Genomic DNA, 12,873 nt, shown 5'->3' with positions numbered 1-12,873 from the left:
CACTTCTACTTTGCAGATGTGAGACATTCTAACTTTGCAGCGACATCTATAGCGCCAATAATCAGGGTTATGTTTTATTCTTTGGCGGCGCCAACGATAAATACAGACCCAGTTGTACGCTGCTGAGCAATCCTGAGGCTTAAACCACCATAGTCTGTGTGAGCATTACAAAGCTGACTTCAAGTCGACCCGTTTGGACAGGTAGTCAAGGTATGTCATTTCATCTTCAAACATGCTGGCACCTTCGATCATATAGGCACGTAACAAAAACTTTGTCGCGAGGTCTTCGTTTTCAAGGTCGGCGTTAAGCTTTCCAAGTTGCAGTAAAATGTACGGGTTTATGTGCCCGTCCGGGCATCTATACGCTGTTTCAAAGGCGTCTTTCGCGTCGTAAGGCTTATTGCCGCATGCATAAGCCTCACCGATTGATGCGTAGAGCCACATTGACTGTGCATGCGCTACTTTTGGATCTGGGACCAAGGTAAGTGCTTGTTTCCACTTGTCCAGCGCACCGGACCAGTCCCCGGTGTCTTCGAGCAAGACATTCCCCTCTTCGGCAAGAATATCAATCTTGAGCTCGTCGCGCTCCGACAAATTGGGCATCTTACTCTGCCTCGGCCAGCGCAAGATATTGTCTATGCTCGCCACGAAAACCTTCGGGGCCGAAGAGATTATAGATGCGTTTGAACAATGCGATTGCAGGCTCCCGCTGTCCAAGCTGAAGGCGTGCTTCTGCCTCTGTCATCAGCGTATAGTGATCGGTCTTTTCCGCGTCACCGTAAGCCGCGTATAGATGGGGAATCCACTTCTCAACCTCACCCACGTCGCCTAACTCTGCAAAATCTCGGACAAAATCCGCAGAGAGGGATTGCGCATAGTAATCCCAGTCATAGGGCGGAGCCGGGATCATCCCCCAGGCTTCTTCAGCAATCTCGAGTGAGCGCCGTAACTGACCGGCGCGGTAGGCTTCGCCCGAGCGATCAAGAACAGCGTCAATTTTGGTGCGAATAGCATCTGAGAGTTGTGGTTTTCGAGGCAAAATATCGGTCTTAGTTTATTTTCTTAAGTATTCTTGAGACCCCCTGAAGGACGAATTTTTAGCTTGATGAATTAGCTTCCATTTCTTTTTTGATCTGTAGCGCGGATTTAATCTCTGACAGAAAAAACTCGCCAAAATTCCCTAAATTGCGATAGTCCTCAGGCACATTATCGCCTGCAACGACTACAGGACACTCACCTTCAGGGTCCATTTCTCTTGTTGAAAGCACGAAGTAAGGGCCGAACCCCGTCGACATGATGGCGACCATATCTTTATCTAGTTCTCCGCGTTCACGGTTTACTTCAGTGACCCATATCGCGCTGGGTGCTTTTTGTGCTTCGAACCCATCTTTCGTAAATCCGTAAAACTCAACGCTCAGGAAAGCAAGACGCCCATAACGCTGCAAAAAAGTCCTATAAGAGTGCGAAAACTTGCAACCCAAACGCTCTTCCATTGCATTGATGGTAACGTCGTCGATGCCGCCGGATGCACGGATCGGGTAACCTGAAGCACGCATCAATTTGTCTGCTTCTTCAATCTCGTTTCCGTTCATTGTCAATAATCCTTAAAAGTCATTCGCGCGGGTCATCCAGTATTGTGTGCGATATCGTCCAAAAGCTGCCCGATCAAGTGAAGGAGGAGCACTTGCATAAGGGCGCCGTATACCATCCGGACCAACCCATGTTTTATCCCATTGGTTCAAATAGCTATGCAACAAGCGTCGGTTTTCTTGATGCATTGTTTGTGTCATCTCTACCAGTGTACCCGGTTCGGTCTGCGTCAAATGGTGAAGATTCAATTCTTCGCCGTCAATACCGATCGGTGCCCGGCCATCAGCCATTCTTTCGATATTAGTTAGACCGTCTTCGTCAATGTAGTGAGGGTCAAAAATATCGTTTCGCTGGAATACTTTGCGGCCATTGATTGATCTAGCGGTCCAGGCGTTGCGCGTAACCCGCGCCGTTTGTTGGGATGTCGTTTCCGCAACTTCATCCACTTGCCGCGAAGCAACCTCTAGCGTTTCTCGGCCAGCCGCGCGCGTGCCTGCTGCAACCCCACCGCCAATACTAAGCGCACCGCTGGCAAGATCGGTCGTGTTCATGATACTTTCGACTGTCTCAGGGCTCGCGCCGAGCGCTCCGGCTGTTCCGCCAATCGCCTCGGACATCAAATTGTGCTGAAACTCGCCTGTCCATGCGGTGCGCATGCCGGTAACTGCATTGTCCCACCCGTTGACCCATAGTGCTGCCCCACCCACCATTGCAGGAATGCCGGGTGCTGCACCAACGCCGGTTGCACTCGCCGCGCCGCCGCCGCCGACAAGACCAGCGCCCAAAATTGCTTCGCCGACGCCACCAACCGCCTGAACGACGCCCACACCACGTGTCAGGACCGCGCCATGGTTGCGATCAAACTCGCCAATCGCCGCTGCCGCGTCTGATGCCGCTTCTTTCGTGGCGTCCCAGGCATCGCCCGCGCCATCCCATAGGCTGCCCCAGAAGCCCGGTTCTTCTTCGGGTTCCGGTGGCGTGGGACCGTTCGCGACCGTACTTCCTGCAAGTTCGGCCACACCAAGGTTGTTGCGATTGTTCATCCAGACTGCGTCGCCGTCGCGAATGACTTCTGAACCTTCAGCGCGGACTGTTGTCGAGTGCTCTAAGGGCTGAACGGGGCCCATAATCGTACCCGATTTCACGCCCATCGCGACGCCCTGCTCTGCGCCATAGGTCAAGGTTTCTTGAGATCGCAGCACCATCACGTTTTGCCCAGCTGCACGAACCGATGACGGGAATTGTAATGGATGCGTCGGACGCGCCCACGTATCGTATGGAATTGGCGGGGTCGCTGATCCGCGCGGCGTTAAGGCCACATCTGGGGTTGTTGAGCTGTAAAGCGGTGCCGCACCATCGCGGATCAATTCACGCGGGGTTGTGGTCCACACCGCATCAGGCGGCGGGTCCGGTTCCTGTTCGGCTCGAACAGCTGCTCCCAATTGCGGGTCATCAAAGATCTCTAATTGGGCATTGTCGTTCGTTGCCCAATCGTGTCCAAAATAAGAAAAATTATCGCCACCATTCCACTGGACCGTACCGCGAGGGTCCAAGCCCAACCGACCAAACGCACCGGTTGAGGCGGCCACATTGGTGACTTGCGGGTTTGGTGTAATCGTCAGGGTGAGAGGCGGGGACCCGTCTTGTGGCATCAGGCGGTTCTCACCTTGTCACGTTGCGGTAGCGCGTTAAATTCAAGCGGTCCAATATCCACGGTCTTAACGCCATCGCGCCAGGGCAGTGACATGCGCCATGTTAAGCGCACCTGCGGCACTTCTTCCAAGAGCTCCAAATGAACACCATCAAGCACCATGGGTGATTTGACCGTCTGTCCTGAATCGTGTGTGGCGACGGCCCCAAATGCTAAATGTGGGAGGTAAAACGCAAGATCAGGACGCCCGGGAAACATATTCGCGACACGGATCAGTTCATCGCCTCGAAGATATGGGTCAAACTGCAAAGAAGGATGGGCAACATTGTAAAACCGCGGATTGAAGTCTGGTGGTAAAAACGGATGTTGGGTCTCAAGCCAAGTCGCATCATATGTTCCGACATATTGCTCACGAAACCGCCAAACTGGTGCAATTGGTGCAAAACCCTGCGGTTGATAAACCTCGAGCGCATCAACAATTGGTGTGTTGGCATGTTCGATCTGCGGGGCGGTGACCGCGATTTTATGGGAGGTTTCTGGCGTTACAACACCCGGACCTGCAGGGTTCCAAATATCCACATTTCCGTAACTATCGTGATCCTGCGGGACCAGTATCTCGCCGCCAAATGATGCGTAATAATCGAGTGGCACCTCTGTAACAGGTATCGCATCGCTTAGTTTCCAACCGGCCGCTTTGTCATAAAACCAATGCCTCGGGCCATGAACACGAAGAACGTATTGTTCGCTGTCGACCATGATACCTGCAAGCCAGCTGGGTTGCGCCTTGCCTGTAGGTGATCGCGCGATCGCCAGAGCCGTGACATCCGTCGCTGGCCGAAAGGGTGCAAAATCAGAGGTTCTAAAAAGATGATCCGGCGCATTTTCTGCAGACCGGAACTCATCCGACATTGCGATGTCACGCTGCTGTTTAGCGGGCCGAAGCACGCCCTCTGCGTCAACCACAAATAATGCAGAAACCGTTGCGACAGCCATTAACTCTTTGCGGTTGTTGTATTTCTGAAAAACAAACGCTGGAAAATCTATGTGTGATCGAAGCTTCATGTCTAGTTCAGGTCTACGGTTGAACCATTGATCTGCACCGGCCCAGACATCGTGATATTCAAGTTATCACCCAGCATGCGAATAGTACCGTCTTTCTTCATGACGAGCTTGGATTTGCCCACTTGGATGACCAATTCTTCTCCGACATCGACAATTTTCTTTTTACCGACATAGGTTGTCTGCACCATTCCCACGACTGTGTTTTTGAAAAGTCCGACTTGTTCGGTGCTGGCTAAGCCAACTGTTTCGGATTTCGCTTTTTCTATGACTGTATTCATGATGCCCGAGACCGGCATGACGCTACTTAGCAGATTTCCTAAGGCAGCACCCGCCCCGGCTTGCGCGGCCCCTGCTATTTTGGAATGCCCGCCTGCTCCCGCGAATCCTGCGATACCGGACAACGACAGAACCTCCGAAGCAACACTTGCATCAGCCAATCCACCAACAAAGTCCGAGACTGTTTTGTCCCCAACTTCAGCGGCACCTTCTTTCATTTTGGAGGCTGCTTGACCGATCATGCCCCCTAACGCGCCAAAAAGCGCGCCATTCTGTGCGCTACCGACCGACACATTCATCGAACCACCAATTTTTTCTTGGTGGTTGCCGCCAACTTCAATCGACTTATTGCTGCCAATGCTCTCGTTTTGGTTATTGTCTACCCGCTTTGAGCGGTTGTTCAGAACCTTGAGCGTTTGATCTTTTTGCGCGTGCAGGCTGATGTTCTCTGCACCCGTCGCATCCTCAAATGTGAATTCGTTAAACCCTTCAGACTTATGGCTATCACTGCGGAACACCGACTTTGTTTTATGCTCAGGCAGAGGATAAGGCGTGTCGTTTTTGCCGTTGTAAACACAGCCCGTCACCAGTGGTTTGTCGGGGTCGCCTTCAAGAAACTCGACGACCACTTCCATACCGATACGCGGCACAATCATGCCGCCCCAGCCTTTACCAGCCCAGTTTTGCGACACACGACAGCGCATCGAATGACGCGCGTCCAAATCCCAATGGAACCGCACCAAGATCCGGCCATATTCGTCGCAATCAATCTCGCCCTCGCCCACTACTTCAGCAGTTTGCGGGCCTTGCACGATGGGTCGCGCAGTTTTGCGTTCCGGCGCAAGCGGGGTGTCGGCAGGCATTAACAAATAGCTACCATCATAGCTCGGCTCGCCATTTTCCGTCGTGCCATATCCACCCGACGCGTAGGTGTGCTGCGCCGCAAGGCAAAGCGTCTTATCCACACCCGGCACCTTATCACCCGTAATTTTCACTTTGTGACCGGCGCGCAGCGAGGCACAATCGCCAAGTGCACGATGTCGCGGATCTTGGCCGCGCTCTTGATCCACACGCAGACGCGCAACGCCTTTGCCAGTACCCTGCGCCAGATAATCACCCGGATAATCGTAACTTTCGATGCTGCCCTCTTCATAGGGGGCAGCCCCATCCCGATCGACTTCCATCGCGGCGTTAGGGGTCTTAAAGTTGTAATCCGTTAAGCGGATCTTACCAGTTGTTAACCTTTGTGAAGGCCGCATATCCCAAAAATGTTCGGCGTCACGGCTCGTCTGACCGTTCTCGGCCATGTGAAATTCACGGGCGGCACCGGGCAAATCATCGTGTGACACAACCGTATCGGTCAGCACCAGTGTATGCGATCCGACGTCGTGTTTGAAATGATAGGAAATCCCGAACCGCTCCATCAAACGCGTCGCAAAATCCAGATCGCTTTCGCGGTACTGGACGGTATATTCAAGCGTCGGATAGGTTCCGGTCAGGCGTTTTTCGACAGCAGGTTTGCCAAAACCAGTATAAGGCGCAAAGACCTCATCTAAAATCTCAACAACAGTTTTCTCATGATAAATCTGCTGCTTGCGTCGCAAGCCCAACAGCCAGAACCAAGGCTTTAAGGTCAACGTATAACGCCACCCATTCTCACCCTGCCCCAACATCTCTGCTTCCGTAATGATCCCGTCAAAAGGAGTCTCGAGAAGATCGTAGGACTTCAGGTTCACCGTCGCATGGGTGCTGATCAACGCGTTGAAATCCAGATCATCAGTCTTCGCTAATGCCTCAACACGGTAGGTGAACAAGCCGTTCAGATGCTCGTCACCACTAAACCGCAACAGGTTCAACACGTCCTTGCCTAAGGTCGTCGACAAAGACCCCATGCGGTCCGCTTGCTTGAAAATGGCGTTCATAGTACCGATCAGTCCAGTTCATTCGTTACCAGATCACCATAAGTCACCGGCCACCATTAGCAACCACCGGTTGCGATTTTACTCTGATGCGCGGCGATATGGCCAGAACTGGCAAACGTGCGCGGATATCCTGTTACGGTTTAACTGCATTTTCTCTGATTAGTGGGCGGGACAGGCTGTCCCAACGTGAGCCAAACGCGTCCATGACGAATTAACCCGCTGAAAATAAACAGTAAAAATGCTACACCACTGAAACACCTTCAAAACGCCCCTTACGCCATTGTTTTTGCTCGCGGAAACGCCTTTCGCAGAGAGCTGCGTGACGTGTGTAATTTTTATGGGACTGGCTGTCCCACGAGGTGCAGTCCTTCGAAACAGGTTCGAGTGCGTTGTCACTGCTGACCCTCAGAACGCCTGACAGAGCGATTGCGCAAAACAGGGGAATTGGAAGCCAGAGCCACGCAGCGCGCGCTCAGGCACCTCCGCCGCGCAAAACGGCCCGAGAGCCCTGACGAAGCTCACTGAGGCGCAACTACTAGCATTGGCGCCAGGGTCTCCAAGCAAAAGAGACCAGCAGCACCCAGTGCCGCTCATTTCACGGGCGGCGTGACTTGCTACAGAACCCGCCCATTCAATTTTGCAGGGTCTCAGTGTTCGTGCGAGATATCTTCACCATTACCCAGTCAAAAGATCGGTCCAACTAACCTCAAAATTTCTACACACGTCACGCAGCTCTCTGCGGCGGGCGTTTTTGTGAGCAAAAACAGGGCTTTACAACCAACTAGTGGGTCGCGAAGTGGTTTTGACTTTTTACGCATTTATTTCAATGACTTGCGGGGCGCTGGACGCATTTGGCCCACGTTGGCGTTTACCGTGAAAAGCAAATTTTGACAGGGTGTTTCGTACGTTCAATAATCACGATTTATGCTGTTTTTACGTAGGATTGATGGAATGGACTGAACTTGCATCATGGTTTTCGTACGGTAATGTGTCCGAAAATCATTTCGGACAAAATGATCCTGTATTTTGAGAAAGACCGCACCTGTGCCTGAAGCCCGAGACTTCATCTATTGTCGTCGAGATCCGGCTCCAGCAGATCGGGCGGTCAGTCAGGGGCCAACGTCGTCCGAGCTTACGATGATCCGCGGGCGACTGAAGGCCGCGCGGGACGAGGGTTTTGACGTGCGTAAACAGGATGTGATCATCGAGAATGCGAACGCGGCGGTAGCAGCGTCAGGTCGCCCAAAATTTACGAAACTTTTGCGCGGGCTAGGACCGCAAGACGGGCTTATTGTTTGGCGGCTTCACGCGATCAACTGTCGTCAACCGAGCAGGTCATGAGCACACTAAAGGCCCTTGCGAAACTTGATCAGAGTGCGGCGAAAACAAGGAGCGCGGGACGGACGCCCGTCGGAAGGCCGCCGTCGCTTGATCAACAGGCGCGCTCCAAAGTCCGAGCAGGCATCGCAGCGGGTGAAAAGATCATCGATCTCGCGCGCACGTTTAACACCACCCGACAGACGATTATGCGTATCCGGAACGCAAAGGGATGATGCCACCGCAATCACTCACATCGGCGATGCCCCCTTTCAAAAAGCCTCTAAAAGAACCGCCGCATCTATTCCTATTCGCCACGTTTGACGGAGAGGCTGGCCGACCCAGCTACGCCGTAGAAATTCGAAGCTGTGGCCGTTCATTGCAATTCGATCAGCGATACGCCTCTGAGGGGCGCATAAACTCAATCATCGACGCGTTCCAATGCGTTGAGCCAACCGTTCGTGGCTGTCAACGGTGGCGTAACCACCGACCATTATGGCAGAGCGAAAGTCGGCCACTGGGTGTCGCGCCTTAGGGCGTGATGCCCTCAAATAGCAAGCACGTTCCAAGGCGCGTTGGCCGTCAGGCCAACCTGATGATTGAGGTGCCCCTGGTTTTCTAGACGCCTGCCTGACTACATCGCGTGTGAGATAGGTCTGCCGCCTGATACGTTCATGTTTCAGAAGATGAGAGAGGCTTTTGGCGACTGCGTTGTCGTGGCAATTTCCAAGTTTGCTTATGCTGGCAACCAGATTGTTTTTGCTCAGGAAGGACTGCCACTCTTTGCCAGCTAGCTTTGATCTTTTGCCCGGCATGCGATTGCAAAGCAATCTGCCAAGGGGGTGGACCGTCCGACGACGTGTCTTGAGGACAAGTCAATGACAACAGACAAATACGACTAACCTTGGTCGGTTCTAATATAGGGAGCCTCAGTCATCCAGGCGATGTCAGCAACTACGGCAGGCTTGCCAGCATATCGACCAAGGCGACGTTTGTCGTCAATCTGTGCCGCGCCGCACGCGAGGCCGGCTAAACGGGCCACACAGCTCTTAGAGCGCGTCTCGCCCGCTTCCGCAGATCATCCGTCAATTTGCGATAGCAATAGACCTTGCGGCTATCGGGCCATGCCTGCTGGACGAATTCAGTTTGACGGACATCTTTAAGCGCGCGCGCACTTAACGGTTCTTCAAGCCATGCATAGAAACCGCTGAAATGAACCATCAGCACCCGGCACATCGACCGCACTTAAAACTCCGCGCGATGGGTCTCCCTATCGGGACATTGTCGCGCGATGCCCTGCCGTGAGTCGAATAAACGCATACGTCACTGAGACTCGCGCGCAAAGTATCCAGTCGCCTTTTCTAAGATAGTGCGTTCCTCGGTAACCTGCGCCTTCCACGTGTATTCGCGCACCACGACCTGTACCACAGCGTCTACAAATCTGGGCGTATCTCAGGGGACGTCCACGACTCAGTTAGCGAAGCGATAATCACTGCTGGGATGTGCTAGACGAAACAATAATATACATATGCGGCGATGCAAAACTGGCTGAGCTATCACAATGCTTTGGATCATTTTCTAAAAACTGCTTCGGCTATCTTGCTAATGTGCATGCAAAAAGCCACATTTCAATCATGCGTTGTGTTGAATATCGTTTTACTGGCGAGGGACAAATAGGTGATTTCTGATCTGATTGAAATTTCACCAGTTACCCCGATCGCAGCGGATCACGCTGATCACAATAGGACCTTTATTCCTGTCGGATTGAGGGCTGCCATCGGTGACGATCCTCATGACTTTCAACTTTATGCCGTTCTGGACGCGGCTAAAATTATGCATCTACCAGAGCGTCTTGTTGCGGCTGATGTTCCACATAAATGTTTGTTCGTCGGGAAAGCGATGGAAGATTACAGCGATGTTGCTCCGTGGCTCGTCCAGTTACCGCTTGATCACGAACTCACGCGCGACCTGTTTTCACAAGGCGACGATTACCCGCATTTGTGGGATGCATATTCAGGCATTTTTATCCAAACGGCTCAAGCGTTCGACCCTGTCTGGACCCATTGTCGCAAGTTCATCATGATGCAGGACAGTGCCGAGAAATGGGTTTTTTTCCGGTTTTGGGAGCCATCAACCTTTCGCGCACTGACCGATATTGACAGGCAACTCGAACCTTGGCTGACTCGGTTTTTCTCTGGATTTAGGTATGTTTGGCCGGACCCAGAAACCAATGGCGAGCGATGGTTTACGTTTGATCTATCTGACACGAAGACGCCAGATCATGTTAAGCTAGCAATGGGTTTACCGACACTGACTGCTCTTAATGCGGCTGTCCGTGAACGTGATTTGCGCAAGGATTTGTTCGTAGTTCGCGATCAGCTTAACACCACCGATATGCAGCATGCGTGCACTGACGCCTATTTGACGCAGATTAGAGCATGGTTAATGTCGATCGGCTTTCAGCAACCCACGCACATTCAGGACGCCACTTTTGGTCTCGCGAAGCGCTTTCCTGAAGGCAAAGGTAACATGCCAGATGCACTTTTGCAGATCCTCACGGATACACGTAAAGGGCCTGGTGTTCGACTGTGGCACATTGAAAATTGGCGGGAAACGTTATGACACCAAGAAAAATCGCCTTCTTGTGCACCTTGTATTTTGTTGTGTTGTTACCGATGAGCAGTTTTGCCCAAGAGGAGATCCCGATGACTGAACAGACCCGAACTTGGTGCGTTGGGAGGTATAACATAGACCTTCCGGTTGCTTTCGAATTGCAGTCAATGCGTCCAAACGTTGGCGCGCCTAGAGGGGTCAGGGTCACCGGATTGGGGCCGGGCGATACCAATGACTTAGAAGGATTGGTAGACGCGCGTCGCACTGCCCTTGCAATTGGCACAACAGAACAGCCGTATTACAAAGCCGCTGGTCAGCTTCGTATGGATGACATTTTTATCTTGGGCCGAAAGCAATATGACCCTTTGCTCCCGACCTTCGAGGCTCCCTCCGTCGATGCGGAAGCCTATTACATTCGTCATGGCCACATGTTTCGCGCTGAAGCCGACGCTTTCCTGGATCTGACAGATGTCATCAAATTGGGCGACGACCCTCATCAAGTTGGGCTAGCCACGATCGCGCAGGCCACCAAACCACGTGAAAATAAGGACATCCCCACTCAGTCCGGGATTTGTGTGGATCGCGCATTCTTAGACTTACCGCATATCCCCGCAGATTCTGTGACCGTTCGCTTTCGCGATCCATCCGTATTTTTCGTTGGTTTTAGTCTCTACCTGCGCCACGTGAGCTCATCGCCGCTTGGCTCAGATGTATATCTGGAAAGCACGCCTTTCGTCGAGAACAGAGACGTAGCTGGTGTTCAAGGTATTGTCGGAAAAGTAGTTGATCCGGCTCAAGATCGATGGGCGTTTGAATACTCTGGTGGTAACGGCGCAGGTGTTGGATTACCTGAGATTCAAGTCAGAATGTCGCTGTATCGAAACGAAGTTTCGATTGATGCGCCTCCTTATGATGTCAAAACGCTTGAAGGTATCTGGGATACTGCACTAAATAGTCTAAGGTTGCGATAAAATGACCGATGATGCAGTTGCGACATGTACCCAAGATATTGTCGCCCCAATCATTTTCATCCCCGGCATTATGGGCAGCCGCCTGCGACGGACGAGTGATGGCGAAGTTGTGTGGAATCCTGGAATCGATGGGTGGGAGCAACTTGGGAATACCGCTGATTTATTTACACGTGGCGCAGGACGAAAACGAAACCGGTTGGTCGGTGATAGCGGGAGCTACTTTGACAAAGACTTCCTTGAGGTCGCGCATCGCAGTGACGGCGGAATCGAAGATCGCGGCTGGACAGGGATGCTTCCAACCTACAGCCGGGTTCGTAACTTACTGAATGGTGAGAAACATGGATACGTCAACGGATGCCTTGTCTTCACGAAGCTTGTGCTCTGGTTTTACCCTTACAATTGGACAGGATCAAATCTAGATTCTGCGCGTGATCCGCAAAACGCAGCATATGGCAACCTTGAAACCGTGATCGCGCGGGCTGCCGCAGATGCCAAAGAACAAGCAGAACAATTGGGCCGACAAGCCGTCAAACCCATTATTGTGACCCATTCTATGGGTGGATTGGTGGCGCGCGCATTCACCGAAATCATGGGAAAAGGCGATCAAGTTCATGGTGTCATTCATGGGGCTATGCCGACGCACGGATCTCCAGAACTTTACAAACGCATCAAAGGTGGGTTTGAGGGGTTAACCAAAGGTGTGCTTGGCGGCAATGGACCAGAGGTTACAGCGACCGCCGGAAATTGTCCCGGACCATTAGAGTTAGCACCGAACAAGTGGTACAAAGGAGCAGGTGGGCGGAGCGACTGGATCAGTGCAGTCGTTGCCAATGGTTCTAACCAAAGCATTCCGCGCAGCGATCCTTATTCTGAAGTCTACCGGAATCAAAGCGACTATTGGCGGCTCATTATCAAAGAATGGCTTAACCCTGTTGGCGATCCGTCAGGTGATTTCGCTTATATTCAATATCTGAGCCGAATAGCTGTCGCTTCCGGTTTTCACGACGCTCTGGGTGAACATGGGTTTCATCCGAATACGCGCATGTTTTACGGCACGGGTTTGACGACCCGTGATCGGATTGACTGGACCCTGCAACGTCTCAATGGTGCGTTGCCCGCCAGTGGAACTTTTTCGGGAGAGTACACGACATCAAACGAATTTGGTCGCATGCGTGTAAGAGGAACACCCGACCCCGGCTTCAGTGGCCTTTACGGCGGGCACATTGTGATGTCCGGCCCCAACGCGCCGGGCGACGGCACTGTGCAGGCCGGGGCTGGTTCGCATTCTGGGCAAATGGCAGTGCCCATCGACGATGGTTTCGAACATCAAGCCGCGTTCGATTCGCGCGCCGCACGTGAACAAACACTGGCTTGGTTGTCTGAAATGATAGAAGAAATGGCTGTTTGATGCATTTTTGACGACAAAACCACTCTTTCACTCGATCAACTTTGAATTGCCATCTTGCAATGC

At 52.4% G+C, this 12,873-nt stretch carries 10 protein-coding genes; 4 read left to right on the top strand and 6 right to left on the bottom strand.

Annotation, left to right across the window (positions count from 1 at the left end; all coding sequences use genetic code 11):
* Positions 1-165: 165 nt before the first annotated feature.
* The 6 genes from K3729_18105 to vgrG form a co-directional block, all read right to left on the bottom strand.
* Positions 166-603: a hypothetical protein gene (locus K3729_18105; protein UWR01139.1), complete on the bottom strand. Its 438-nt coding sequence runs from the start codon at positions 601-603 to the stop codon at positions 166-168.
* A 1-nt stretch (position 604) separates the two neighbouring features.
* Positions 605-1,039 (bottom strand): hypothetical protein, encoded by a 435-nt coding sequence (locus K3729_18100; protein UWR01138.1) that lies wholly within the window; start codon positions 1,037-1,039, stop codon positions 605-607.
* 58 nt (positions 1,040-1,097) lie between these two features.
* A complete protein-coding gene (locus K3729_18095) occupies positions 1,098-1,592 on the bottom strand; it encodes an SMI1/KNR4 family protein (protein ID UWR01137.1) in 495 nt (164 codons plus the stop codon).
* A 12-nt stretch (positions 1,593-1,604) separates the two neighbouring features.
* Complete coding sequence (locus K3729_18090; GenBank protein ID UWR01136.1) at positions 1,605-3,242, bottom strand: DUF4150 domain-containing protein; 1,638 nt, start codon at positions 3,240-3,242, stop codon at positions 1,605-1,607.
* Positions 3,242-4,234, bottom strand: coding sequence for a DUF2169 domain-containing protein (locus K3729_18085; protein ID UWR01135.1), 993 nt, complete (start codon positions 4,232-4,234; stop codon positions 3,242-3,244). Before K3729_18085 ends, K3729_18090 begins: the two co-directional genes overlap by 1 nt.
* Before the next feature lie 71 nt (positions 4,235-4,305).
* Positions 4,306-6,501, bottom strand: coding sequence for a type VI secretion system tip protein VgrG (gene vgrG / locus K3729_18080; protein UWR01134.1), 2,196 nt, complete (start codon positions 6,499-6,501; stop codon positions 4,306-4,308).
* Between the two features lie 1,337 nt (positions 6,502-7,838).
* Between vgrG and K3729_18075 the strand changes: the two genes are divergently transcribed.
* The 4 genes from K3729_18075 to K3729_18060 all read left to right on the top strand — a co-directional run bounded on the left by K3729_18075 (position 7,839) and on the right by K3729_18060 (position 12,810).
* Positions 7,839-8,054 carry a helix-turn-helix domain-containing protein gene (locus K3729_18075; protein UWR01133.1) on the top strand — a complete coding sequence of 72 codons (216 nt, stop codon included), beginning with the start codon at positions 7,839-7,841 and terminating at the stop codon, positions 8,052-8,054.
* Positions 8,055-9,495: 1,441 nt separating this feature from the next.
* On the top strand, positions 9,496-10,440 hold the full coding sequence (locus K3729_18070; protein ID UWR01132.1) for a DUF4123 domain-containing protein: 945 nt from the start codon (positions 9,496-9,498) through the stop codon (positions 10,438-10,440).
* Positions 10,437-11,402 carry a hypothetical protein gene (locus K3729_18065; GenBank protein UWR01131.1) on the top strand — a complete coding sequence of 322 codons (966 nt, stop codon included), beginning with the start codon at positions 10,437-10,439 and terminating at the stop codon, positions 11,400-11,402. Before K3729_18070 ends, K3729_18065 begins: the two co-directional genes overlap by 4 nt.
* Before the next feature lie 70 nt (positions 11,403-11,472).
* A complete protein-coding gene (locus tag K3729_18060; GenBank protein ID UWR01130.1) occupies positions 11,473-12,810 on the top strand; it encodes a hypothetical protein in 1,338 nt (445 codons plus the stop codon).
* Positions 12,811-12,873: the final 63 nt, after the last annotated feature.

The sequence above is a fragment of the Rhodobacteraceae bacterium S2214 genome (assembly GCA_025141675.1).
GTDB lineage: Bacteria > Pseudomonadota > Alphaproteobacteria > Rhodobacterales > Rhodobacteraceae > Yoonia.
This window is presented reverse-complemented; position numbering and strand designations above follow the sequence as displayed.

Bases quoted from the DNA above. Each gene is read 5' to 3' on its own strand.
- K3729_18065 (UWR01131.1), top strand. From the start codon at position 10,437: ATGACACCAAGAAAAATCGCCTTCTTGTGCACCTTGTATTTTGTTGTG.
- vgrG (UWR01134.1), bottom strand. From the start codon at position 6,501: ATGAACGCCATTTTCAAGCAAGCGGACCGCATGGGGTCTTTGTCGACG.
- K3729_18085 (UWR01135.1), bottom strand. From the start codon at position 4,234: ATGGCTGTCGCAACGGTTTCTGCATTATTTGTGGTTGACGCAGAGGGC.
- K3729_18090 (UWR01136.1), bottom strand. From the start codon at position 3,242: ATGCCACAAGACGGGTCCCCGCCTCTCACCCTGACGATTACACCAAAC.
- K3729_18060 (UWR01130.1), top strand. From the start codon at position 11,473: ATGGGCAGCCGCCTGCGACGGACGAGTGATGGCGAAGTTGTGTGGAAT.
- K3729_18075 (UWR01133.1), top strand. From the start codon at position 7,839: ATGAGCACACTAAAGGCCCTTGCGAAACTTGATCAGAGTGCGGCGAAA.
- K3729_18105 (UWR01139.1), bottom strand. From the start codon at position 603: ATGCCCAATTTGTCGGAGCGCGACGAGCTCAAGATTGATATTCTTGCC.
- K3729_18095 (UWR01137.1), bottom strand. From the start codon at position 1,592: ATGAACGGAAACGAGATTGAAGAAGCAGACAAATTGATGCGTGCTTCA.